32 protein-coding genes and 1 tRNA gene are annotated in these 20,538 nt (G+C 52.8%); 5 read left to right on the top strand and 28 right to left on the bottom strand.

Annotated features, from left to right (window positions below; all coding sequences use genetic code 11):
• Nucleotides 1-6 precede the first annotated feature (6 nt).
• The 3 genes from BH712_RS08640 to sfmF are packed head-to-tail and all read left to right on the top strand — an operon-like array spanning nucleotide 7 to nucleotide 4,096.
• Entirely contained in the window at nucleotides 7-2,565 is a 2,559-nt protein-coding gene (locus tag BH712_RS08640) for a fimbrial biogenesis usher protein (protein ID WP_006809813.1), read from the top strand.
• Nucleotides 2,558-3,565 (top strand): type 1 fimbria D-mannose specific adhesin FimH, encoded by a 1,008-nt coding sequence (gene fimH / locus BH712_RS08635; RefSeq protein ID WP_006809812.1) that lies wholly within the window; start codon nucleotides 2,558-2,560, stop codon nucleotides 3,563-3,565. The genes BH712_RS08640 and fimH overlap by 8 nt, the downstream gene beginning before the upstream one ends.
• 9 nt (nucleotides 3,566-3,574) lie before the next feature.
• Complete coding sequence (sfmF, locus tag BH712_RS08630; RefSeq protein WP_006809811.1) at nucleotides 3,575-4,096, top strand: fimbria assembly protein; 522 nt, start codon at nucleotides 3,575-3,577, stop codon at nucleotides 4,094-4,096.
• A gap of 50 nt (nucleotides 4,097-4,146) precedes the next feature.
• On the opposite strand, the gene fimZ is transcribed toward sfmF, so the two are convergent.
• The 3 genes from fimZ to BH712_RS08615 form a co-directional block, all read right to left on the bottom strand.
• Nucleotides 4,147-4,779, bottom strand: coding sequence for a fimbria biosynthesis transcriptional regulator FimZ (gene fimZ / locus BH712_RS08625; protein ID WP_006809809.1), 633 nt, complete (start codon nucleotides 4,777-4,779; stop codon nucleotides 4,147-4,149).
• An 809-nt stretch (nucleotides 4,780-5,588) separates the two neighbouring features.
• A complete protein-coding gene (locus BH712_RS08620) occupies nucleotides 5,589-6,305 on the bottom strand; it encodes a helix-turn-helix transcriptional regulator (protein WP_032673616.1) in 717 nt (238 codons plus the stop codon).
• Nucleotides 6,306-6,329: 24 nt separating this feature from the next.
• A complete protein-coding gene (locus BH712_RS08615) occupies nucleotides 6,330-6,992 on the bottom strand; it encodes an EAL domain-containing protein (RefSeq protein WP_006809805.1) in 663 nt (220 codons plus the stop codon).
• 303 nt (nucleotides 6,993-7,295) lie between these two features.
• Between BH712_RS08615 and BH712_RS08610 the strand changes: the two genes are divergently transcribed.
• Nucleotides 7,296-7,372: transfer RNA gene (locus BH712_RS08610), tRNA-Arg, on the top strand.
• Between the two features lie 15 nt (nucleotides 7,373-7,387).
• On the opposite strand, the gene BH712_RS25130 is transcribed toward BH712_RS08610, so the two are convergent.
• The 23 genes from BH712_RS25130 to BH712_RS08500 all read right to left on the bottom strand — a co-directional run bounded on the left by BH712_RS25130 (nucleotide 7,388) and on the right by BH712_RS08500 (nucleotide 17,632).
• Nucleotides 7,388-8,545, bottom strand: coding sequence for a tyrosine-type recombinase/integrase (locus BH712_RS25130; protein ID WP_230372939.1), 1,158 nt, complete (start codon nucleotides 8,543-8,545; stop codon nucleotides 7,388-7,390).
• The gene (locus tag BH712_RS08600; protein WP_071850067.1) at nucleotides 8,428-8,763 is read right to left on the bottom strand and encodes a helix-turn-helix domain-containing protein; all 336 of its coding nucleotides are present in this window, start codon (nucleotides 8,761-8,763) and stop codon (nucleotides 8,428-8,430) included. The genes BH712_RS25130 and BH712_RS08600 overlap by 118 nt, the downstream gene beginning before the upstream one ends.
• Before the next feature lie 109 nt (nucleotides 8,764-8,872).
• Complete coding sequence (locus tag BH712_RS08595; protein WP_006809803.1) at nucleotides 8,873-9,625, bottom strand: methyltransferase; 753 nt, start codon at nucleotides 9,623-9,625, stop codon at nucleotides 8,873-8,875.
• A gap of 49 nt (nucleotides 9,626-9,674) precedes the next feature.
• Nucleotides 9,675-9,914: a DUF4222 domain-containing protein gene (locus tag BH712_RS08590; protein ID WP_032673615.1), complete on the bottom strand. Its 240-nt coding sequence runs from the start codon at nucleotides 9,912-9,914 to the stop codon at nucleotides 9,675-9,677.
• The gene (locus BH712_RS08585) at nucleotides 9,877-10,269 is read right to left on the bottom strand and encodes a phage protein NinX family protein (RefSeq protein ID WP_006809801.1); all 393 of its coding nucleotides are present in this window, start codon (nucleotides 10,267-10,269) and stop codon (nucleotides 9,877-9,879) included. Before BH712_RS08585 ends, BH712_RS08590 begins: the two co-directional genes overlap by 38 nt.
• A 78-nt stretch (nucleotides 10,270-10,347) precedes the next feature.
• Nucleotides 10,348-10,566 carry a TraR/DksA family transcriptional regulator gene (locus BH712_RS08580; RefSeq protein ID WP_006809800.1) on the bottom strand — a complete coding sequence of 73 codons (219 nt, stop codon included), beginning with the start codon at nucleotides 10,564-10,566 and terminating at the stop codon, nucleotides 10,348-10,350.
• A gap of 91 nt (nucleotides 10,567-10,657) precedes the next feature.
• The gene (locus tag BH712_RS08575) at nucleotides 10,658-10,849 is read right to left on the bottom strand and encodes a DUF1382 family protein (protein WP_006809799.1); all 192 of its coding nucleotides are present in this window, start codon (nucleotides 10,847-10,849) and stop codon (nucleotides 10,658-10,660) included.
• Nucleotides 10,846-11,163, bottom strand: coding sequence for a hypothetical protein (locus BH712_RS08570; RefSeq protein WP_032673614.1), 318 nt, complete (start codon nucleotides 11,161-11,163; stop codon nucleotides 10,846-10,848). Before BH712_RS08570 ends, BH712_RS08575 begins: the two co-directional genes overlap by 4 nt.
• Nucleotides 11,147-11,662 (bottom strand): HNH endonuclease, encoded by a 516-nt coding sequence (locus BH712_RS08565; RefSeq protein WP_006809797.1) that lies wholly within the window; start codon nucleotides 11,660-11,662, stop codon nucleotides 11,147-11,149. The genes BH712_RS08570 and BH712_RS08565 overlap by 17 nt, the downstream gene beginning before the upstream one ends.
• Nucleotides 11,659-11,877, bottom strand: coding sequence for a hypothetical protein (locus BH712_RS08560; protein ID WP_006809796.1), 219 nt, complete (start codon nucleotides 11,875-11,877; stop codon nucleotides 11,659-11,661). Before BH712_RS08560 ends, BH712_RS08565 begins: the two co-directional genes overlap by 4 nt.
• A complete protein-coding gene (locus BH712_RS08555) occupies nucleotides 11,874-12,533 on the bottom strand; it encodes an MT-A70 family methyltransferase (RefSeq protein WP_006809795.1) in 660 nt (219 codons plus the stop codon). The genes BH712_RS08560 and BH712_RS08555 overlap by 4 nt, the downstream gene beginning before the upstream one ends.
• Complete coding sequence (locus tag BH712_RS08550; protein WP_006809794.1) at nucleotides 12,530-13,291, bottom strand: phosphoadenosine phosphosulfate reductase domain-containing protein; 762 nt, start codon at nucleotides 13,289-13,291, stop codon at nucleotides 12,530-12,532. Before BH712_RS08550 ends, BH712_RS08555 begins: the two co-directional genes overlap by 4 nt.
• Nucleotides 13,288-13,440: a DUF1317 family protein gene (locus BH712_RS08545; protein WP_006809793.1), complete on the bottom strand. Its 153-nt coding sequence runs from the start codon at nucleotides 13,438-13,440 to the stop codon at nucleotides 13,288-13,290. Before BH712_RS08545 ends, BH712_RS08550 begins: the two co-directional genes overlap by 4 nt.
• On the bottom strand, nucleotides 13,440-13,661 hold the full coding sequence (locus tag BH712_RS08540; RefSeq protein ID WP_032673613.1) for a hypothetical protein: 222 nt from the start codon (nucleotides 13,659-13,661) through the stop codon (nucleotides 13,440-13,442). Before BH712_RS08540 ends, BH712_RS08545 begins: the two co-directional genes overlap by 1 nt.
• 25 nt (nucleotides 13,662-13,686) lie before the next feature.
• Nucleotides 13,687-14,184 carry a single-stranded DNA-binding protein gene (locus tag BH712_RS08535; protein ID WP_006809792.1) on the bottom strand — a complete coding sequence of 166 codons (498 nt, stop codon included), beginning with the start codon at nucleotides 14,182-14,184 and terminating at the stop codon, nucleotides 13,687-13,689.
• Entirely contained in the window at nucleotides 14,185-14,910 is a 726-nt protein-coding gene (locus BH712_RS08530) for a Rad52/Rad22 family DNA repair protein (RefSeq protein ID WP_006809791.1), read from the bottom strand.
• Nucleotides 14,907-15,065, bottom strand: coding sequence for a hypothetical protein (locus BH712_RS24895; RefSeq protein ID WP_006809790.1), 159 nt, complete (start codon nucleotides 15,063-15,065; stop codon nucleotides 14,907-14,909). Before BH712_RS24895 ends, BH712_RS08530 begins: the two co-directional genes overlap by 4 nt.
• Nucleotides 15,062-15,259 (bottom strand): hypothetical protein, encoded by a 198-nt coding sequence (locus tag BH712_RS08525; protein WP_001303341.1) that lies wholly within the window; start codon nucleotides 15,257-15,259, stop codon nucleotides 15,062-15,064. The genes BH712_RS24895 and BH712_RS08525 overlap by 4 nt, the downstream gene beginning before the upstream one ends.
• A gap of 8 nt (nucleotides 15,260-15,267) precedes the next feature.
• Nucleotides 15,268-16,239, bottom strand: a complete 972-nt coding sequence (locus BH712_RS08520) for a hypothetical protein (protein WP_006809789.1) — start codon at nucleotides 16,237-16,239, stop codon at nucleotides 15,268-15,270.
• A 70-nt stretch (nucleotides 16,240-16,309) separates the two neighbouring features.
• Complete coding sequence (locus BH712_RS08515) at nucleotides 16,310-16,519, bottom strand: cell division protein FtsZ (protein WP_006809788.1); 210 nt, start codon at nucleotides 16,517-16,519, stop codon at nucleotides 16,310-16,312.
• On the bottom strand, nucleotides 16,516-16,674 hold the full coding sequence (locus BH712_RS24890) for a hypothetical protein (RefSeq protein WP_006809787.1): 159 nt from the start codon (nucleotides 16,672-16,674) through the stop codon (nucleotides 16,516-16,518). Before BH712_RS24890 ends, BH712_RS08515 begins: the two co-directional genes overlap by 4 nt.
• Nucleotides 16,671-17,033: a hypothetical protein gene (locus BH712_RS08505; RefSeq protein WP_139237271.1), complete on the bottom strand. Its 363-nt coding sequence runs from the start codon at nucleotides 17,031-17,033 to the stop codon at nucleotides 16,671-16,673. Before BH712_RS08505 ends, BH712_RS24890 begins: the two co-directional genes overlap by 4 nt.
• Before the next feature lie 35 nt (nucleotides 17,034-17,068).
• On the bottom strand, nucleotides 17,069-17,632 hold the full coding sequence (locus BH712_RS08500; RefSeq protein ID WP_006809785.1) for an HNH endonuclease signature motif containing protein: 564 nt from the start codon (nucleotides 17,630-17,632) through the stop codon (nucleotides 17,069-17,071).
• A gap of 899 nt (nucleotides 17,633-18,531) precedes the next feature.
• Here BH712_RS08500 and BH712_RS08490 point away from each other — a divergent pair.
• On the top strand, nucleotides 18,532-18,729 hold the full coding sequence (locus BH712_RS08490; protein WP_006809783.1) for a hypothetical protein: 198 nt from the start codon (nucleotides 18,532-18,534) through the stop codon (nucleotides 18,727-18,729).
• Nucleotides 18,730-18,931: 202 nt separating this feature from the next.
• On the opposite strand, the gene BH712_RS08485 is transcribed toward BH712_RS08490, so the two are convergent.
• Both BH712_RS08485 and BH712_RS08480 read right to left on the bottom strand, forming a co-directional pair.
• Entirely contained in the window at nucleotides 18,932-19,411 is a 480-nt protein-coding gene (locus BH712_RS08485) for a hypothetical protein (protein ID WP_006809782.1), read from the bottom strand.
• Nucleotides 19,408-20,025: a type II toxin-antitoxin system MqsA family antitoxin gene (locus BH712_RS08480; protein ID WP_006809781.1), complete on the bottom strand. Its 618-nt coding sequence runs from the start codon at nucleotides 20,023-20,025 to the stop codon at nucleotides 19,408-19,410. The genes BH712_RS08485 and BH712_RS08480 overlap by 4 nt, the downstream gene beginning before the upstream one ends.
• Nucleotides 20,026-20,538: the final 513 nt, after the last annotated feature.

Genomic DNA, 20,538 nt, shown 5'->3' with positions numbered 1-20,538 from the left:
AGGGCGATGAACACTCAATGGCGTTACTGCCCGGTTGCGCTGGCACTGATGGCAACGCTCTGGCCACAGGCTGGCTGGGGCGAGAGCTACTTTAACCCGGCGTTTCTCTCCGATGACGCGGCGAACGTGGCGGATTTGTCGCGTTTTGAAAAAGGCCATCAGCAGGCACCTGGCGTCTATCGCGTCGATATCTGGCGTAACGATGAGTTTATCGGCACGCAGGATGTGCGGTTTGAGCAAGCTGACAACACGCCGCCGGTCGCGGGCGGTTTGTCGCCGTGTATAACGCGCGCGATGCTCGATCGCTTTGGCGTCAATATCGCCGCCTTCCCGGAACTGAGCAACGTGCAGGGCGATACCTGCGTTCCCCTCACCACGGCCATTCCCGGCAGCGAAACGGCGTTTAACTTCGCCTCGTTGCGCCTTAACGTCAGCCTGCCTCAGGTGGCGATGCAAAACAGCGCCCGGGGGTATATTCCGCCTGAACAGTGGGATGAAGGTATCCCCGCCGCGCTGCTGAACTACAGCTTTACCGGCAACCGGGGCAGCGACGACGACAGCTACTATCTGAACCTGCAAAGCGGGTTGAACTATGGCGCCTGGCGATTACGCAATAACGGCGCGTGGCGTTACACCGATAGCAACGGCCAGCGGCACAGCAGCTGGCAAAATATCGGCACCTGGGCGCAGCGTACGATTATCCCGCTGAAAAGCGAGCTGGTGCTGGGTGACAGCAACACCGGTAACGATGTCTTCGACAGCGTCGGTTTTCGCGGTGGGCGGCTCTATTCGTCCGACAGCATGTACCCGGACAGCCTGCAAGGCTACGCACCGACCGTACGCGGAATCGCCCGCACCCCCGCCAAAGTGGTGATCCGCCAGAACGGATACGTGATTTACCAGAGCTATGTGCAGCCGGGGGCCTTTGCGATCACCGACCTTAACCCGACCTCCTCAAGCGGTGACCTGGAGGTGACGGTGGAAGAGAAGGACGGCAGCCAGCAGCGCTACACCGTACCGTATTCCACCGTCCCACTGCTCCAGCGTGAAGGACGCTGGAAATACGATCTGGTGGCGGGGGATTATCGCAGCGGCAACAGCGAGCAGGATACGCCATTCTTCGCTCAGGGAACGATGATAGCGGGCCTTGCCGACGGCTATACGCTGTACGGCGGTACGCAGCTGGCCTCGCGGTATACCGCCATTGCCATTGGCGCGGGGAAAAACCTCGGTGACTGGGGGGCGGTCTCACTTGATCTCACGCATGCCCGCAGTCAGCTTGCGGATGACAGCCGCCATGAGGGGCAGTCCCTGCGGTTCCTGTACGCCAAATCCCTTAACGGATTCGGCACCAACTTCCAGCTACTGGGCTATCGCTACTCGACCAAAGGCTTCTACACCCTCGACGATGTGGCCTGGCGCACAATGGAAGGCTACCAGTATGGCGACGATCAGGATGATGACGGCGTGCCGGACGTGCAGAGCTATCACAACCTGACGCTGAATAAAAAAGGGCGATTCCAGCTCAATATCTCCCAGTCTCTTGGCGATTACGGTTCGCTGTACGTCTCAGGCAGCCAGCAAAGCTACTGGGGCACCAGCGAGTCCAACGTCTGGTACCAGCTCGGCTACGCGGGCGGGGTGAAAGGGATCAGCTACGCCTTATCCTGGTCGTGGAACAAGTCCGTCGGCATTGACGGAACCGACCGGATCGCCTCGTTCAACGTCTCCGTCCCGTTCAGCCTGTTTACCCGTCACGGCTACCGTCGCGACAGCGCGATCGACCGGGCCTATGCCACGGCCTCAGCCAGCCGTAACAGCGACGGTGATACCAGCTGGCAGACCGGGATCAGCGGAACGCTGCTCCAGGATCGTAACCTGAACTACAGCGTCACGCAGGGCCACACCAGCAACAACGGCGCCAGCGGCAGCGCCAGTGCCAACTGGCAGGCGACGTACGGCACGCTGGGCGTGGGCTACAACTACACCCGGGATCAGCATGACCTCAACTGGCAGCTCTCCGGCGGCGTGGTGGGGCATTCCGACGGCATCACATTCAGTCAGCCGCTGGGCGATACCAACGTTCTGATCAAAGCGCCGGGTGCGTCAGGCGTCAGCGTCGAAAACCAGACCGGCGTCAAAACAGACTGGCGTGGCTATGCGGTAATGCCGTACGCCACGGTGTACCGTTACAACCGCGTGGCGCTCGACACCAACACCATGAGCAACAACACCGACATTGAAAATAACGTTTCCAGCGTCGTGCCGACGAACGGTGCGCTGGTGCGCGCCAGTTTTGACACCCGCATCGGCGTGCGCGCGCTGCTCACCGTGAAGCGCGATAACCAGCCTGTACCGTTTGGGGCGGTGGTGCGTGAGACCAAAAGCGGCGTCACCAGCATGGTGGGAGATGACGGCCAGATTTACCTGAGCGGGCTGCCGCTGAGCGGAGAACTGCTGATTCAGTGGGGAGACGGGAAACAGTCCCAGTGTCGTGCACCTTACAGCCTGCCAGAACAGAGCCTGCAACAGGCGATCACACTTAAGGGGATCCGCTGTGAATAAAATCCATTATCTGGGGTTATCCCTTCTGGCGTTTTTGCCGGTATCTGCGGCGTTCGCCACCGTCTGCGTCAATGAAAATGGCGTACCGACGGAGGTGTATTACGACCTGACGGACAAATTCAACAGTTCCAATAACCAGGTGGGGCAGGTGGTCACGCTCAGCGAGAAGTCCCAGTGGGTGGGCGTTAACGCCGTCTGTCCTAAGGGAACGATCGGGAACACCACCAAGCGCAGCTATGTGACCGATTTCCCGGTCACCGGCACCAGCGATGGCTACCAGTATCTGAAGCTTAACGACTATCTGGACGGGGCGATGAAAATCACCGACAGCTCCACTGGCACGTTTTATCCGCCCAAAAAATACATTCAGATGGGGAGCCACCCGAATGTGTCTAAAAACAAACCGTTTGGCGTACAGGATTCCAGCCTCGTCTTTCGGCTTAAAGTGACCCGACGCTTTATCAATATGGTGGTGATCCCCCGGGCGACCATGTTCCGGGTTTACGTCACCACCACCTCCTCGGATCCCCTCACCACGCCGGTCTATACCATCAGCTACAGCGGGACCATTCAGGTGCCTCAGAGCTGTGAAATTAATGCCGGGAATGTGGTGGAGTTCGATTTTGGGGACATCGGCGCCTCCCTGTTCAGTAAAGCGGGCATCGGGAATAAGCCGGAGGGTGTCTCAGCGCAAAGCAAAACCATCGGCATAAAATGCACTAACGTCGAGGCGAACGCCATGCTGACGATGCGCGTTGAAGCGGAGAAGGTTTCAGGCAGTACGCTGGTTTCCGATAACGCGGATGTGGGCTTTGTGATTGCCAACAGTAATGGCGTGCCGCTGACGCCGAACAACCTGACCAGTAAAATTCCGTTCCGTCTGGACGACAGCGCGCAGGCGCAGGTGGGGATCCGCGCGTGGCCCGTCAGCGTAACCGGGAAAAAACCTGCCGAGGGGCGTTTTACCTCGCGCGGCTATTTACGCGTCGACTACGACTAAGGAGCAGGTATGCGAAACGGGATGCGGTGTTTAGCCGTCGCGCTCTTTGCGCTTTGCCCCCATGCGTATGCAGAGACGGCGCTTGGGGAAATTAACATTCAGCTTTACGGCAATATCGTCGATTTTACCTGCGTGGCGGAGGGGGATGACAGCAATAAAACCGTCACGCTCGGCACCTGGCCAACGAAGCAGCTTCGCACAACGGGAAGCCGGACGCAGCCTGTGCCGTTCACCCTTAAGCTGACCGGATGCCCGCCTGGGGCGGCTTCGGTCACGTTTACGGGGAAGGTTGACGGGCATGATAACAGCCTGCTGGCGCTGAATGATGCCAGCGCAGCCAGCAACGTGGCCGTGGAGATCCTCGACCGGGATAAAACGCGCCTCGCCTTACAGCAGGCGAGCCAGACGGTGTCGGTAGATGCGCAGGGAAATGCCGAACTGTCGTTTTATGCCAATTATATCGCCACGGCGGATAACCCACAGCCGGGCCGGGCTGACGCCGATGCAACATTCATGATTAATTATAATTAATCGGATATACTCTCCCTGTTACGGTTATACGTTGCAGGGAGAGTGCAGGGTTACAGTAATTCGTGCGCTTTCGCGTAATCAATTAATTCAACGATACTTTGCACACCCAGCTTGGAAAAGATATTAGACTTATGGGCGCTAATTGTTTTGTTGCTAAGTAATAATTGATCCGCAATCTCCTTATTTGATAATCCGTTCGCCAGATATCGCAGAACCGTCACCTCACGATTCGATAATGGCATATCCACAGCGGCACCTGTCCGGGAGCCAAGATGGTTTATAAAGCTCAATGTTTCTGAGGGGAAAAAAGAATAGCCCGTCAGGATCATTTCCACCGCGTTATAAATTTCCCCCAGATCCTTTCGCTTGCTGACAAAACCATTTGCCCCGGCGCGGATGGCGCGCCCTGCGTAGAAAGCTTCAGATTTTGAAGAGAGGAAAAGAACCTTAATGTCTTTATTTAAGTTCCTGATTCTTTTCAGTAATACGAACCCATCTGTGCCCGTCGTTTCAATATCGAGAATGACCAGATCAATGGGGTGATTGCGTATACAGTCAAGTACTTCGTGGCTGTCGCCTGACTTCAGTTTAACCTGGATGTTTTTATTTTTCTGTAGCAGGACTTCTATCGACATTCTGACGATAGGGTGTTCGTCCATAATGATAACGGATGCCGGTTTCATTTTTTATGCCTCAGATTGTTAAAAGCGTTATGCTGAGTTTTGTTAAAACTCTCGAAAAGCCGGAAGGATAATTGCGCAGATCCTTGTACGGTAAATGTCCCTGGGAAGAGCGAAAGCATCCTTGTTTACGTAGTGGTGATATCAATGCCTCAGCGCAGTTATCTCATAAGGCTGGTTATGGCAAAATGATTTTTCTTATTCGCGTGTCAAACACGTCTTATTATACCGTTTAAGTATTGTCCGAAAAGCCTGTAAATTAATATCCATATATTGCTGATTATTATCTTCTGGATCTGAATCGCTAACTTTTTAAAATTAGCAAAAATGTCCTGATATTGCATTTACCACACACTTTCATCTTTATGTAATAACAAAAAATAAACGATCTTACTGTGTGTTAATCAAATGTTAAAAATGCGAGGGCTGTGACAGCCTGTTTCCCGCCCGTCCGCCCTCCCAGATATCCGCTTGTTCGTACGTTATCCCCCCGTTTCAAACATCTCATGCCAGATTAACGATCCAAACAACAGAACAGCACTATCTGCTGTTTTCTTCACCTCTCATCGCTTTCTTTTACAGGTGAATCGCTTGTTTTTACACCATTATCATCCTGTTAACGGAAACGCCAGAACCTTAACGCATGGATAAAACCACTCTCATCGAGCGTGCAGGCAGCATTTTGCAGGGTTGAAGATGAAGAATTAGGAATAGTTATAAAATCGAAAGTTTTGTTAAAAAACACAAAAATTTAACATATATCCTAAGTAATTTCCTAAAGGTCTTTAGGAATTAAGGGGTTACTGAATACGTTAATACGTGAAATCTGAGAGGTTGTTGAGAAGATGTAGCAACTCATGACGATGATTCAGCCCAAGTTTCGCCAGGATGCAGCTGAGACGGTAAATAATGCGGCTGTAAGGGCGGTTCTGTAACTGCGCGATTTGGCGCAAGGAGCTACCCTGCGACAGTGCCTGTAAGATCGGCCATTCATCCCGGGAAAACCACTCTTTACGGTGTCCGGGAGGGGAGGGCGCTTCCAGCAAAGTTTGTTGCATAGCCAGCGCCGTAAGCTGGCGTTCAAGCACATGAAAAGGGCCAGCCGCTTTACAAAACAGGCGGGCATCATAATCATCGGCGCGGACGAGCAGGTAGGGTGTCAGGTAGGGGGCGAACAGGCTGTGGCGGCGTAATCGGTCCAGCAGGTCAATGAGCGGCGAGGCGCGGCTCTCGATGTCGACGACCAGACGCGATGAAGGCCAGTGATTTAAATCACTGAGGGCGGCATCCAGCGTGGAATAGTCGCAGCAATTGCTCAGGGGCGACTGCCCGCTCAGAAAACCGGAACGGAAAAAATTATCCTGTGTGACCAGAATGATAAAGGGAGCATCGGTTTTGCGGGTCTGGTTGATTGACTGGCTCAAATATTCGAGACGATCAAAAAATGGGAGAGCAAAAGGCGAGTGCGTAGAACCCAGTGAATCACTTCCTGTCCGACGACGCCGATAACGGCGCACTGTCATTCGCATAGCTTCCCTCTTGGCGATGACCGTTCAGTCCTCCTGCCATCTCCAGGATGGCCAATAATATCCCTGACCGAAGCGCGCGCCAGCCTGAAGTGCGCATGCACGATCCCTTTCTGTTTCAATGCCTTCAATGAGCACATTCGTAGCGATTTTTGAACAAAGCGTGACCAGCTGTGTCAGCGCCGGCGTTGCACGTAAACGCCAGAAAGCGATCTTATCGATTTTTATTCCGCTTAACGGCAGGCGGCAGGCTAAAAATGCACGTCCTGACGCTTCATCAATATCATCCAGCCAGATCCGGTGCCCCTGCGCGGTCAACTGCTGAAGCGCACAACTCACCCTCAGACGTGCCGGGTCTGAGAGTGAAAAGAACGAGGCAGGTTCCACGAGTTCAATGTTCAGCGGTGGGCTATTCAGTTGCAGTAAACGCTGGAACATTTCCGGTATGGTCAGAACGGTTATCGGCAAATTTATGAAAAGGTTGTCACAGGGGAAGGGGTTTTTTAACGCGGCGATCTGTGCTTCCAGCAGCATAAGCGCCCCGGCGGCGGACAAGTCGCGGAAAAAGCCTTCGCTTTGCTGATGCGGCGACAACACGCTGAGCACTTCGGCCCCTACCGTGCGCGATGAGGAGAGGGCGACAATGGGTTCAAGCTTGATGCCTGTAATGTCGCGTGAGATGTGTTGCACGTGCGAGGGGAAACCTGTCTGGTCTGGCGCTGTCACTCCGTCGTCCTGTTCACTTCCAGCCTCCTGGCGGCCGGGATACCGCAGGACAGTGTGAAGGCGAAGTGAACAGGAAAACAGCAGGCGTTACTTAAAAGCGGCTAAGCCTTTTCGCAGCCCGTAAAAGAGGGATAAATGTTGAAAAAACAGCCGTATTTACAATCAACTAGTCATTATCGCCAGAGAAGGCGGAAAAGGCATTGACTCACTACGCATTGACCGTATAATTCCAGGCGTTTCACCACCGCGAAGTACACTCTTCTCCGTGCGCCCTTAGCTCAGTTGGATAGAGCAACGGCCTTCTAAGCCGTAGGTCGTAGGTTCGAATCCTACAGGGCGTGCCATTTAAAAACAGTCGCTTACGCCAGTTTCAAGCCAGCCTGATTTTCTCCTTGTGTCGTATTTGTGTCATGGTTGCCAAAAATGGCATCAATTTTCCGTGCGTGTTCGCTTAAGTGGTTCGGTGCCAGGTGAGCGTATCGACGTACCATTTCGATGGACTCCCAGCCGCCCATTTCTTGCAGAACTGACAACGGAACGCCGGACTGAATTAACCAGCTCGCCCAGGTATGCCGGAGGTCATGAAAACGGAAGTCTTCTATACCCGCTCTTTCCAGTCCAATGCGCCAGGCGACATTGTCATCCACTCGCATTTTGCGGACAGCCGGAGTGACGGTTTTATCCGGGCGCGTTGATGGCTTCGTGTGAACGAATACCCACCTGGAACTTTTCCCGATCTGATCCCTTAACACCCTGCATGCGGTATCATTCAGAGCCACGCCGATAGCCTTGCCCGCCTTCGCGTTCTCCGGATTTACCCATGCAACCTTTCTCTGCATATCGACCTGCTGCCACTCCAGATCAATGATGTTGGAGCGGCGCAGGCCGGTTGCCAGTGCAAATATCACCACCGGCTTTATCGACTCCGGCATGCAGGAGATAAGCCGTTCTGCCTCGTCCCTGGTCAGCCATCGGATGCGTTTGCTGATCGGCTTTTTCGTTTTTATAACCGGGGCCGTTTTAATCCAGCCCCAGTCATTAGCCGCAGCCTTGAACAGAGATCGCATGAAAGAAAGGTGCTGACTCTTTGTGGCCTGGCTTACCGGTTTCTCAGCATACGGAGGCGGTTCCTTCCCCCGGCGTATAGCCGCGTCCCTGCGCGACTCCCAGACCTGAATATGCTTACGGTTGACCATCTTCGAAACAGCCTCATGAACCTGATCAGCTGTGATGGTTGAAATATCCCGGCCGGAGAAATGCCGCAGGAAATATTCGATTTTGGTCTTATCGTCATCGAGTGACCGCTTATGCTCCTTCTCGCGGATCCACCTGATGCAACATTCCTCAAACGTCCTCGTCGGCAGCTCTCCAATTTTATCAACCCGCCACGCTTCAGCCTTCAGCTTGTCGTGCAGCTCCTGCGCTTGTTTCTTGTCCCCCGTACCAAGAGATCGTCTAATTCTTTTCCCTGACGGCGTAACGAAATGACAGTGCCATACGCCGCCTCTGAGGGTGATTGACATAAAATTTCTCCTTTATGTTCACCCGCGCTCGCAGGAACAGGATCGCGCGGGTCATGTAAATACGCAATACAGGCGACGTCGGTCGTTCGGTATTTGTTCCCGATCTTCTTCCCGGCCAACTGCCCCGAGTCGATAAGACGGTAGACAGTTCTCGGTGAGGTGATTAGTAGCTCGGCCGCCTGTCTGGCTGTCAGTGTTTTTGCCTCAACCATGCATTTCCTCCAGGCAAAAAAGAACCCGGCGCGGAGCCGGGCAAAATGGGGGATAACGGAGCAGTGCTTTCGCACCCAATAGCCAGCTCATAACTGGCTATCAGTTGCGTCAGCCTGGAATGACCACGATGACGGTATTCACCATCGTTCCAGATGATTTAAATGCACCTTCAGGTAGTTCTTCGATGTGGCCGCCGCGCTCCTCTATGAGCTGGCGGAAATCAGTTGTCAGCTTGTTGCTGCGAAACGTCACAGAAGAAGCCATTACCGATACCAGCAGGCCGCCCGGCTTAAGGAATTTCAGTGCATGAGAAACGTGCTTGATGTCTGCCTGTCGGCCGAAAGGAGGATTCATAACAATGCGATCGAAAGATGCCATCGGCTCAACAGAAAGGAAGTCTATGGGGTCACCAATTTTCGCGTTTTTGATATTCATACTGTGAAGGTGAGCATTATTTTCTGGCATCAGTTCGAACATATCGACTTTAACGTCCAAAGCTGATTGTTGAGCGGCCAGCGCTAAGGCTCCCTTACCAGCACTTGGCTCAAGAACCCGCATGCCGTTTTGAATATCTGCCAATTCTATTACTCGTTCGGCTACAGCTGGCGGGGTCGGGAAGAACTCAAAATCATCCTTTGGTACAACGACGTCACCGGTGAGAATAATTTGCTCGATGCGATCTGAGGCATCGGTATCAAAAATGTGCGCTTTGGCTTTGCGGTTCCATTTTCCTCCAGCCGCCTCCAGCACTTTGTTTGTTCTGGTGTAGAGGTTGCGATCAAGCTGACCGGTAAGGAAGAGTTGCGGGCCATTACACTCTGCCGCGCTCAGTACGTTCAGAACTTCATTATCTACTCGCATTCGTTAATCTCCGGGCGTAAAAAAAGCCCTGATGGGCCTATGTCGATGTTCACGCAGCACGCTGGGCGCGCAGCAATTTAATATGCTCGCTCGTCTCCAGTTCGGCGCGTATCTGTGCCGCCTCACGGTGATCGAGGTGCTCAAAATCATTGTTAAAACGGTCGATTGAAGCGGTGTTGATCCGGCCCTGTCGCCAGTATCGGACTATCTGTGATGTGCAACTGTGGATTATGACGGGCCAACCGTGCTGGTCAGCGTAAATCTGACCCCGTTGAATTAGCTGGAACATTGGCTGACTCCTGCATCATGAGGAAGACAATCATTGCGGCACGAAGTGGGTTATCGTTAAAGCTATATGCATCGTTGGGATGAAAAGCCTCGGCCCCCCAACCGCCTCTTTTGTCCGCTTCGCTCATTGCGTAAATGCTGATTTTATTTGCGGTGATTATCGGCCATGCGGCAGCCGCATCGTTGCAGTAGTCGGGAAGCGGTGATAGCGGGTTGAGCGAAGCATCCGCGTTACCGTAATACCATGAGTCACTTTTATTTCCCGCAGTGCCCGGCCTGCATGACCATAGTCCTTTGAAAACGACATCGCCGACCAGTTTGTTTATCTCAAAATCGCCTAGCTTGCTGTAATCCATCACTTCACCCCCGCTTGTCGCATTTAATACACCATTCACTCCAGCACATACGGCCGCAGTGTTTGCATATAGGCCACATCACATTCCCCTTTGCTTATTCTTAAGTTCGATAACACCCTGGCACTCTGCGCACGTCTGGCAGCCGGGAACGGCAGCGCGCCGCGGCTCGGGAATTGGTTCGTCGCATTCTTCACAACGCTCAGCTGATACGGCATTGCGGTTCAGCCGGTGAGCGGAAAGGGCAGCGTTACGCTGAAGCTCTTCAATCTCTGCTGCGGTATCGATGATATCGGCCATGGTCAATGCTCCCGGAACTGTCGGTTAATACGGTTGAATGTGAACGCCAGCAATAAAAAAGGCCGCTTTAGCGACCTGGTGATTAGTGCCTTCATGCAGCACCGCCTTCATTCTTCTCTGCTTCGACTGCCATCTGCTCAAGCCGTCGTGATAGCTCGGCGGCCAGCGTCTGGAATTCTTCCTCGGTCGCCACCGGGATCGGCACAAAGCGAATGCCGATGTGCGCCAGGTGATTGGCAATGTCGAGGCTTTTCCTCAAATCGACGGGCGAGGCTCTGTTCATTCCGCACCGCCAGCGTGCCGCAGCCAGATGCATACCGCCCCATCTTCCGTGTCGTGAATTGAACCGACAAACCAACCACCACCGGCGGGAGTTTCGGGCTGCCACGATGAAATGTCATAGCCGTCAACATCTGGATCGACGTCATCCTCATCGCGGTAAATCACTTTCCACTCGAGGCCGTTCTTCTCCAGCCATGCGTTGAACTCAATGGGCGAAATGGATTCGCGGCCATCGCAAAATTCATCGTAAAGCGGGTGAGTCCAGTAACCGTATTGGTTGCGTTCTACGGGTAACGCTTTAAATTCTGTTGTCATGATGATCTCCATGGTTAGCAAATTCGCCGTGGTATTGCTGTCTATAAACTCTGAGACTTTCTGCGGCTTCTTCTATTGAGTCGAACCACCCAATGTTTATCCTTTCACCATTGGCTTGGCATCTTGCTCGCCAGCTTTGCATTTTTTTGTCCCAGCTAACTCCTTTAACCCCTGAAATGCTGCCCTTTCTGGCTGGTTGATTCATCATGTTTTGAGAGCGTGTGGCCAGTCTTAAATTAACAATTCTGTTATCCGATCTGACATTGTTAATGTGGTCGATCTGCTCAATTGGTGAGTGTCCATAGACGTAAATCCATGCGAGGCGATGTGCTGAATATTTGACCTTGTCTACTTTTATGTAGGCATAGCCTGTGTAATCTACGAACCCAGCGACATCACCTGGATGCATGCAGTAAGCAGTAGGGTTTAGCCAATAAAAAACCCCTGTTGAGGGGTCATAACTAAGCACTTCTTTTAACCTGTTTTGCGTAAGGGTCATTGTTCAACTCCAAACCTTTTATTCAGGCGCCCTGTGTATACGACAAACTCCAGGAGGCTAACTCCCAGAGCTTCTATTTTCTTGTGATGCTTGTTGATGATGGGAGGTACCGTTTCGTTCCAGTTAGGCTTTGGTTTCTTGCGCATGGCCTGCTGGATTTCCTCGGTGCAGCGGCGGCAGGCAGCACGGATGGCGTTGTCTGTTTCTGGCGTCATACGGCCTCCTTTTTCACAGCGTCGATGGCGCAGCCGGGTAGCAATTCAACCGCGGCGGTGGCGCACTGATTTCCCCAGTGGTGCCAGCCCGGCGCCGCGCAGCGGCTAAACAACTCAATGCGCGGCACATCACCGTAAAGCAGCTCCAGCCGGTGGCGCACTTCCCACGGCTTTTCGCTATGCGCGCCGAGCGGGCTGTAGACCACCTGCTTAATCCCGGCGTGCTTTCTTTCCAGCCAGGCGCCGCGGGTAGCAATCAGCAGATCTTCGGTATTGGCCCGGGTGTGGTTGCCGCCGTTCATGCGCGTCTCGGCGTTAAGCAGATCTAGGAAGTCGTAAAAGTCGGTGATTTCACCCTCGGCCAGCGCCTTGTTGATGCGCAGTTCGGCGTTCTGATTCAGCTTCACCCAGGTAAAGCCCTTCATCGTGCGAACGGCAAAACCCCAGGCCTCGGCCAGTTCGATAGCCTCCTGGTTATGCGTTCCGGTGTACCACATCGCCAGCACGGCGTTTTCGGCGGCAAGTTCCCACACTGGCAGGCGCTTGATGTCGATGAGCTTCATGGTGGAGTAGTGGTCGGCGGCGGCACCGTTGCTGATGGTGTTGCCGTAAGACCAGGGAGGATCTGCGTAGATAAGAGAGTATTTTCCGGTCATGCTGCCAGCTCCTTTATCGGGATGCGGTTCATGTGCATCGTGTACCCGGTGTGCGCCTCCAGCGCTGCGTACTGCTCAAGCAGCTCTGGGTGATGCCGTCCACCGTTCCGCAGGTCGTTTCGGCTCGCCATGATGCAGAACACGCAGCTAAGACGCTCATTTCCCAACGCGTAAGCGTAATGCGGTTCCTGACCGGCCTCGCGAATTGAGGCAAACACCTCTTCCACCTTCAGCTCATGAATTGGCAACCATTCGTACCAGGTCAGCACCGAGTTGGAATCAGTTTCGTTCTTGCGAAACACCTGACGCTTGGCTCGGCCAGGGGACTCCTGGGCGCGCAGACCGAGACAGTTGACGATTACTTTGAAACCGTTCGCCTTCGCGTAGGCTCTCACCTCACGCTGGATAGGGCCGCGCTTCAGGTCACTAGTGCATTTTCTCGTGCTAGCTGACGGCCAGCTCGGCACTTCTGGGCGATTCGCAAAGCGTCGCTCCACCATCTCCAGCAGGGTCTTGCGCGCCCTGGCAACGATGAACGGCAGTCCAGAACCCCCAGCCTGCTTCTCGGCTAGCTCCAGCGCGCCAGGCCATTCCATGGCGCCAAGCGAAGCATGCACTACGACGATCTGCTTTGGCGGGATAACCTCAAGCAGCTTGATAAGCATCGTTTGACTATCTTTACCGCCAGAATGGTTTGAAACGAAAAGGGCGCCTGATTTTACGAGGGCGTCTATGTCCTGGTTGGGGATGTTATTCATGCCGCCTCCTGCCTTTCCCGATATTCCTCAGCGAGCCGCTGCGCCTTTAATGGATTGCTGACCACTTCACCCCATGGCATTAGCCAGCCGTTACCAATGAAGGGAAGGCAGAGTGTGCCAACCCTGATGTCGTCGTGAGCGTGAGTCATTAGTCACTCCTTGAAGCGCCGCCGAGGCCTTTGCGATTGTCGTTTAGGTATGGGTCAGCTGGCGTGTAGTTGGATGGGGAAGGGGGTGAATCGTCGTTGGCTCTTTCTTGCTGGATGATTTGGTAAAGCTCTTTGCGATCGGCTCGCTCAGCTGGTGAAAGCTTCCGGTCAGGGATTGGCCGGAGAAGGTATTTTCGATACTCTGGGGTAAATTTGTTCATTGGTTCCTCCTGACCGGGAGATGCTTCAAAAGGGTATATCGTCGTCGAAGTCCATTGGCGGTTCGTTAGATTGGGCGGGTGCAGACTGCTGCTGTGTGCGAGGCTGTGCGCCGCCGCTGAACTGATTTCCGCCCTGCACTGGGCTGCCACCTGCCGGTGCCGCTCCACCGCCCTGGCGGCCACCAAGCATCTGCATTGTGCCGCCGACGTTTACCACTACCTCCGTGGTGTACTTCTCCACGCCAGCCTGATCTGTCCATTTTCGTGTACGCAGTTGGCCCTCGATATAAACCTGAGAGCCCTTGCGCAGGTATTCTCCGGCCACCTCAGCCAGCTTTCCGAACAGAACGACGCGGTGCCATTCCGTTTGCTCTTTCAGTTCGCCAGTGGCTTTATCTCGCCATGACTCCGAAGTTGCCAGCGTCACGCTGCACACTGCGCCGCCGGACGGAAGATAACGGACCTCGGGGTCTTGCCCGAGGTTGCCGACGAGGATCACTTTGTTTACGCCTTTGCTAGCCATTTACGCCGCCTGTTTAAGTTCTTTGAGTCGAATGCCTGTAACGTCTTTGCATTTGTTCTGGTGCTCAGTAAAGCCGTTAAGTAATTTCCAGGTATCTTCATAGCGATGCTTAAGCCGCTCGCTATCGTTTTCAGATCCAGCGTATGCAGAGAATTCGGCGAGGATTTTGTCCGCATCCACGGACTGAGTTGCCTGGTCTCGCTGCTGATGACCATCATGCGGTTGCTGGCCCCGCTCGATTGGTGTTCCTGATGGCAATGCCCACCCTGGTAGAGCAGGCGCCTTCCAGTAGAACACGCCAACCTCTTTTGATTTGGCGTACTGGAACCCGGGCGCGCGCGTTGCTGAAACCACTGCGAACCCTTCTTCCAGGTTGTAGAGGTAACGACCGATCCCCCATTGCACGGCGGCGCGCTTCATGGCGCCAGAGCGGCCACCTTTCACAGCTTCAACCTGTGTGTTTTCTGCCGCATCCCACTTGGTGATCCACTCGCCTTCAACTTTTATGGAAATACCGCACTCAACGCCGCCATTATTCGGTATATCGCGGTATTCGTTACGCCAGCCAGCTTTGCCGCAAACTTCATCCAACCGCTTCATGATTGCGCGGTTGGTTACGTAGGCCAGCACCTTGGCCCAGATTCCGTTATTGTTTTTTCCCGCCTGCTGAATGCGCCATTCAATATCCTCACTGGCAAATGGCGCATCTAAATCATCAAGGTTCATGTGTAATTCCCCGCAAATTCATCCCAGCTAATGACCGGATTCTGCCGCTCGGCGGCCAGGCTGACTGGCTCGTCGTCGTTTTCTGGCTTTTCTGGTATCACGTCGCGCATAAGGCGAAGGAACGACTCTTCATCCCACCGTTCTGCTGCCGTCATGCTGCACGCTCCTGATGAGTGATGACGTAACCCTGTTCAGCCAGCCACTCGATGACTTCTGCGCCGTCGAGCTGGGGTAGTACGTCACGGGTTTTAACGGTGCCGGCCAGGACAACGCCCTCCATCTCAACTTTGATGGTGTTGTGGGGGCCGACGGATGTGCGCATGTCTACGCACTCGCATGTGATATTCATGATTCACCTCAGTAATGAATTTTCGCGCAGGGGATCAGGTCATCTTTTAGAGCGGTAAGAACTTCGATAGCCTGTTCGCGGGTTAAGCTGGTGTAGCTGGTGAGCGCGTTAACGATGTTGGTGCCGACCGTCTTGCGGTGCTTCACGTCAGCCTCGCGCTTCGCCTGCTCATCGGCTTTGCGTTTTTCTTCCGCCTGGCGGGCTTCTTCTGCCTGTTTTGCCTTCAGGCGCTCAGCTTCCACCGCCGCGGCCTTTTCGCGTTCCGCCCGCGCTTCTGCTTCCTGCTTCTCGCGTGCCGCACGCTGTTCCGCTTCGACGCGCTGGCGTTCAGCCAGCTCTGCACGTGCTTTCTCTTCAGCTTCACGGCGCGCTGCGGCTTCAATCTCCGCTTTGTGCTTCGCTTCGGCATCGCGGCGGGCTTGTTCTGCCGCTTCCTGCTTCAGTCGTTCGTCACGTTCACGCTGAGCCTGTTCCGCCTGACGGCGCTGCTCTTCGCGGTCACGGTCAAACTTGTCATTCATCAGCAGAGCCATTTCGTGGTCTGCCTCGATCTGCGCGGCGCGCTGGCGGTCGAACTCTTCGTTCATCACCAACGCTTCGGCGTGCAGCGCGTTCATGGCCTCTTCAGCCTTGATGCGTTCCTGCTCGGCTTCCCATTCAGTGAGTGGGCGGCGGGTCGCATCGCGCAGCTCGTCGCAGGCATCAACGAATCGCTTAATTTCGGCCTCAGCCGGACGCACAGCCTCTTTCAGGCGCTTCAGGTACTCACGGCCCGGCTTTTCAATCGCCGTCTTGCTGCGGGACACCTGCGCCGCCAGAGAGGCGACACGGTCACGGCCTTTCTTCGTGGACAGGTCCGGCACTTCGTTCACTGCCTGGCGGATTTGCTCGAGATAAGCGTCAAGGCCGCCGGCTACGTAAAGCACTGGTGCCTGCTCCGGCTTGATTTCGATGACAGTTAAGTCCGTTACTTCGCTCATGGTTTCTCCTGAAATTTGGATGTGCAGATCCCGCCCGCGTAATGCCAGGCCGATCGGTTGAATAGGGTGGTTAGTGCTGGATAGGGTTGCCGTGACCGTCCAGAAGGACGTCAATCACGCAGTCACTGAGACGGATGATTTCTGCATCGGTGTGCAGGTATACCCATTTGCGCTCCTGAATGACTGCTGAGACGCGATAGGTTCGGCCTTCATGCATTGCCATCATGCCGGGCGTGACGCACTGGCGAATGAGCGGGGTAGTGCCGTAGTGGTTGATCATACCTTCACCTCAACCTGTTCCAGGAGGCCAGCGATATGCATCTGCCAGCGGTTAAGCAACAACTTTTCACGCGGTGCCGATACCGACGTCAGCTGCCACTCGTTATCGTTGAGCTTTTTGGCGATGTACTGCTTGCCGTTGTGGGTGACTGTCATGATGCCTCCCGGTCTAATTTCTTAACATCGAGCAAGCCAATGTCGTAAGCCTGCTTGGCTTCTTTGTGATTAACCAACTGGCCGTTGACCGTGTTGGCGACATCGCTTACCGGGCTATCAGGCTTAAACCACCCGGTTTCTTTTTCACGGTCAGTAAGCTCTCGCGTATCCAGGCTGCTAATTTCAGATGCACAGCATTGTGGGCAGTAATACGGACCACACTGAACCATGCCGATCCCTACATCGCAGTGGTCAGCTTCGCAGCTTTCGAATCCGCAATAAGGGCAGATGGCCAGGTCTGGTTTGTAGATGTTTCGATAGTTCGTGCTGAACTCGTGATTTCCGATTCCGGTGCTCATAATCATCTCCGCGCTTAAGGCCGCGCCGCCGGTGGTTAGTTGTTTCGATACTTGGCGACTGCCGCTTGATAAGCAGCGCTCGCTTCAGATTCTGTCGCGTAATAGCCGAGTGAAACGTTGCGGCCATCAACCCATATCTTTGCCGACCATGGTTTGGGACGGCTAAGCTTCAACTTGCTCGTGCCTTTGGCGTGAGTTCTCTGCTTTTTGAAGGTCCGATGTTCGTCTGTTTTGATTGGCGGAATCGGCTTTCCGTCGAATCTTTCCGAGTTCAGAAAGTTATCTCGACGCGTGACCACCCGGATATTTTCAAGCCTGTTATCAGATCGGTTACGGTTTATATGGTCAATTACGAGTCCGTCAGGAATAGGACCGTTGTGCATCTCCCATATAATTCTGTGGGCTTTTATTTTTCGCTTAAGGAAAACGATCTCAACAGCGATATATCCATCGGTTCTCGTAGTTCCGGCTTCCTTGCCTGCGTATCGCTTATTCCACGATCTGATTTTTGCTGCTGAGTCATCTATATCAGCAGGTCTTTGCTTCCATCGCAGCAGGCCGAGCTTTGGATCGTAAGTAAAGTAGTTTGACCAATTCATTTTCTCTCCCGGTCTTTCCCGAATGTCAGAACTAAAGACTTCTGCGCTAATGGGCGGTGGATGGCCGCCGGTTGTCATAAATGGGCAGACTCGAAAATCTGCCTATGTATGGCCGATAAAAAACCCGCCGGAGCGGGTTAGTCATCATCATCGTCATCGAGGTTTATGGTTTTAACCCAAACGCATCTCGTGTTTCGTGCACACCAGTCATCGGCTTCATGCCATGAGCTAAACGTTAAGTTTTCGTCGAATTCATCCTTGGCTATCTCTACTCCTTCAGCGTCATCGACATTCAAAAGCACAATCAGTCTCGGCATCGCCTTACCCTCTGTCGTTACCCGCTGATGCGGGAGAAATGTTTTGGTGGTGAAGGCCGGACGTTACCCCGGCGATGTGTTGAAGGTCGGACGAAACCGAACTCTCTGGGCCACCTGCCTGCCCAATCGTGAAATACGATGCGCTCACGTAGACGCTGTGCGTGTCACCGATTTCCCACGCCGCTTCACCCTAAAATATTCCTTTGGTACTACTGCCCCGATGTTCGGGAACTGAGCAGCAAACCATTCCGGTGCGGAGTCCTCTTCGTGTGCTATACCCGCCACGCGTTACACACCTGCCTCAATCCCATTGGGCGCCATTTCAATTTGCCAGGAGCGCTCCGGGTGATTTGCTGCTTGACTGAATTCTTAATGAGCAGGCGACTTGCTGTCCGCCGCTGGCTAACTTCGCTCAGCTGTCGATGTTTCGTTTCGATGGGTGGATAATCACATATTGTGTTTTATTGGTCAACACGAATTGTGATTAATGATGACAACAAAGCGTGTTGTTGCTGATTTGAAAGGGAATTTATTTTTTTAAATACCAGTGCTACGCTTAAAAAAACAGCAGGAGGGATGTGCATGGTTCTGGATGAAGAGCGTATAAGCATGAAAATTCAGGCGATGGGGCGGGCGGTGATGGAATTGTCACTGGCTGATTTACCCATGACCCAGCAAAACATCATCGACAAGCTGAAGCAGTACCGGAAGGAAACAGGAAACGTGATAGGGAAGGGCGTGAACAGGGATGCGGCTGAGATAGTGCGGAAAGGCTTATAGATGGTTAACGGTGTCACCAATGGTAAATCGTTTACCAAGGATGACAGCGTTTACCAGAGGGATCGGGTTGTTTACCAGCTGGCGGGGAATAGACGCCGTTAATGCCAGCATCCCATAATATTCAATTGGTTACGCTGACGTGGTGGTGGTGGTCGAATGGGGATCGGCAGACACAAAAAAACCGGCACGCGGCCGGTTTTGTTTACAACTCTCGCTTGGCTGTAATTTTTATTGGATCATTCTTCTGAGCTGATGGCACCTGCAAAGGGCTGAGTCCAGCTTTGGAACAAAGCGAAGTAACATGCTCTTTCCAATACGGCCAAGCCGCATTGTTAATTATGTCATCAGCGCTAAACTTTTCTATCTCTTCGATTGTTACAACTGAGTCTGAGTCAAAAACAACATCGTGCTGAGCTTCAATTTCGAACAGAACTTTAGATGTTTCTGGATCTTGCCCTGCTTCAGTTGCTCTTATCGAACATTGCAGCCTGAAAAGACATGCGCATCGACTTATCTTAGTTAGCTCTTCATCTTCATACTTTTCAGCAACTTGTACGCTAACAATACGGTTATTCGAGTGAAGGGTTAGATCCATGCCCTCTAACATAAAAATGTTTGTGTCAGCATCAAAAGTGAGAGAAGACTTTCTCAACAGTACATCTTTTACTTCTCTTAAAATCATAATTTACTACCTAAGGCAATCGTTTCAATCATATGCCAAGTATTATGCTGAGTTGGTTCAGACACATAATTCTGGATGACGACTTTTACCGAATCTTCAGCAGGACTTTTCGCGTATTTAAGGTGACCAGTTTTTGAAACAAGATAAGTCTTGATCATCTCTAACTCGGTAGTGCGATTGGTATACTCTACGGTGGTTACGGCTGGACAACCTTTACGGAGAAACTCAAAAGCAGCGGGAACCGAGTAAGCCGTTCTTAAAAGCTTATCCAGCGCAAATGATTGCGTAACGTCACCATTTTCATATTTAGTAAACGCGTTTTTGCCCCCACCAAAAATGATTGCTGCTTCAGATTGGGTAAGATGTAAATCCTCTCTGATTGCCTTTATCTGACCGCCTGTAAGCAATCCATCAGCTTCTCGATAAAAATCAGTCATCTGGCGTTTGTTAAATTTTGCCTGCTGAACTGTCAGAGTTTCTGAGCCACATGATTCGCAAACAGATGCATGGAACGGGACCTCTTTTTTAAAACCCTCAAACTCCCTGAGGATTTTGGTTTTCGTTTCATGCAACCCTTCATCCCCGCATATTGGGCAGAGTGAATAACGTTTCATGATTTGTCCTTAGTTTTCAGTTGATTCATGCAATGAAATGACTGCTACCGTGTTTCCAGAGTCTAAAAGGCATACTTTTACGTATAACATAACTGTGCACTCGCAACGTTCGTGGGGTATGTACAATTGCGCAGGCACTACATAAGCATCACATGCAAATAGTCCTTTCGGAGCGTTACCATTGCACCACTGTGAGTTGATGTATCGCCCACCTTTTAAGGCTAGTTCTACGTATGTACGAACATCCCCCAGATCCACACGATGAAGTGCTAAAAAATCATTTGTCTTATGTGTAACAGAGTTTACTTGGCACCTTGCTAACTCCGCCAGGAGGTTAGGATACAGCGGGCCTCCCTCAATGATGCGCTCTTCGCCATCTCTCAAGGGCTCCTTTGGCGCACCAGTCTTATACCTACTACATATCTTTATTACCATTATGGTAAGTCCAGGGTGAAAATGTCAACAGGAAGAAGTCTCAAATATGTATGATATTGTTTGCACGGCATTCTGAAA

The organism is Enterobacter hormaechei ATCC 49162 (assembly GCF_001875655.1).
GTDB lineage: Bacteria > Pseudomonadota > Gammaproteobacteria > Enterobacterales > Enterobacteriaceae > Enterobacter > Enterobacter hormaechei.
Note: the sequence above shows the minus strand (reverse complement) of the source record. Positions and strands in the feature narration are given on the sequence as shown.

Bases quoted from the DNA above. Each gene is read 5' to 3' on its own strand.
- BH712_RS08515 (WP_006809788.1), bottom strand. From the start codon at position 16,519: ATGATCAACCACTACGGCACTACCCCGCTCATTCGCCAGTGCGTCACG.
- BH712_RS08485 (WP_006809782.1), bottom strand. From the start codon at position 19,411: ATGATTTTAAGAGAAGTAAAAGATGTACTGTTGAGAAAGTCTTCTCTC.
- BH712_RS08560 (WP_006809796.1), bottom strand. From the start codon at position 11,877: ATGACGCCAGAAACAGACAACGCCATCCGTGCTGCCTGCCGCCGCTGC.
- BH712_RS08575 (WP_006809799.1), bottom strand. From the start codon at position 10,849: ATGAACAGAGCCTCGCCCGTCGATTTGAGGAAAAGCCTCGACATTGCC.
- BH712_RS08580 (WP_006809800.1), bottom strand. From the start codon at position 10,566: ATGGCCGATATCATCGATACCGCAGCAGAGATTGAAGAGCTTCAGCGT.
- BH712_RS08565 (WP_006809797.1), bottom strand. From the start codon at position 11,662: ATGACCCTTACGCAAAACAGGTTAAAAGAAGTGCTTAGTTATGACCCC.
- BH712_RS08500 (WP_006809785.1), bottom strand. From the start codon at position 17,632: ATGAATTGGTCAAACTACTTTACTTACGATCCAAAGCTCGGCCTGCTG.
- BH712_RS08620 (WP_032673616.1), bottom strand. From the start codon at position 6,305: ATGCGAATGACAGTGCGCCGTTATCGGCGTCGTCGGACAGGAAGTGAT.
- BH712_RS08530 (WP_006809791.1), bottom strand. From the start codon at position 14,910: ATGAACCTTGATGATTTAGATGCGCCATTTGCCAGTGAGGATATTGAA.
- BH712_RS08525 (WP_001303341.1), bottom strand. From the start codon at position 15,259: ATGAATATCACATGCGAGTGCGTAGACATGCGCACATCCGTCGGCCCC.
- sfmF (WP_006809811.1), top strand. From the start codon at position 3,575: ATGCGAAACGGGATGCGGTGTTTAGCCGTCGCGCTCTTTGCGCTTTGC.
- BH712_RS24890 (WP_006809787.1), bottom strand. From the start codon at position 16,674: ATGACAGTCACCCACAACGGCAAGCAGTACATCGCCAAAAAGCTCAAC.
- BH712_RS08545 (WP_006809793.1), bottom strand. From the start codon at position 13,440: ATGACTCACGCTCACGACGACATCAGGGTTGGCACACTCTGCCTTCCC.
- BH712_RS08585 (WP_006809801.1), bottom strand. From the start codon at position 10,269: ATGGATTACAGCAAGCTAGGCGATTTTGAGATAAACAAACTGGTCGGC.
- BH712_RS08550 (WP_006809794.1), bottom strand. From the start codon at position 13,291: ATGAATAACATCCCCAACCAGGACATAGACGCCCTCGTAAAATCAGGC.
- BH712_RS08535 (WP_006809792.1), bottom strand. From the start codon at position 14,184: ATGGCTAGCAAAGGCGTAAACAAAGTGATCCTCGTCGGCAACCTCGGG.
- BH712_RS08600 (WP_071850067.1), bottom strand. From the start codon at position 8,763: ATGGTTGAGGCAAAAACACTGACAGCCAGACAGGCGGCCGAGCTACTA.
- BH712_RS08595 (WP_006809803.1), bottom strand. From the start codon at position 9,625: ATGCGAGTAGATAATGAAGTTCTGAACGTACTGAGCGCGGCAGAGTGT.
- BH712_RS08570 (WP_032673614.1), bottom strand. From the start codon at position 11,163: ATGACAACAGAATTTAAAGCGTTACCCGTAGAACGCAACCAATACGGT.
- BH712_RS08555 (WP_006809795.1), bottom strand. From the start codon at position 12,533: ATGACCGGAAAATACTCTCTTATCTACGCAGATCCTCCCTGGTCTTAC.
- BH712_RS08490 (WP_006809783.1), top strand. From the start codon at position 18,532: ATGGTTCTGGATGAAGAGCGTATAAGCATGAAAATTCAGGCGATGGGG.
- BH712_RS08480 (WP_006809781.1), bottom strand. From the start codon at position 20,025: ATGAAACGTTATTCACTCTGCCCAATATGCGGGGATGAAGGGTTGCAT.
- BH712_RS08505 (WP_139237271.1), bottom strand. From the start codon at position 17,033: ATGAGCACCGGAATCGGAAATCACGAGTTCAGCACGAACTATCGAAAC.
- BH712_RS08590 (WP_032673615.1), bottom strand. From the start codon at position 9,914: ATGTTCCAGCTAATTCAACGGGGTCAGATTTACGCTGACCAGCACGGT.
- fimZ (WP_006809809.1), bottom strand. From the start codon at position 4,779: ATGAAACCGGCATCCGTTATCATTATGGACGAACACCCTATCGTCAGA.
- BH712_RS08540 (WP_032673613.1), bottom strand. From the start codon at position 13,661: ATGAACAAATTTACCCCAGAGTATCGAAAATACCTTCTCCGGCCAATC.
- BH712_RS08640 (WP_006809813.1), top strand. From the start codon at position 7: ATGAACACTCAATGGCGTTACTGCCCGGTTGCGCTGGCACTGATGGCA.
- BH712_RS24895 (WP_006809790.1), bottom strand. From the start codon at position 15,065: ATGACGGCAGCAGAACGGTGGGATGAAGAGTCGTTCCTTCGCCTTATG.
- BH712_RS08520 (WP_006809789.1), bottom strand. From the start codon at position 16,239: ATGAGCGAAGTAACGGACTTAACTGTCATCGAAATCAAGCCGGAGCAG.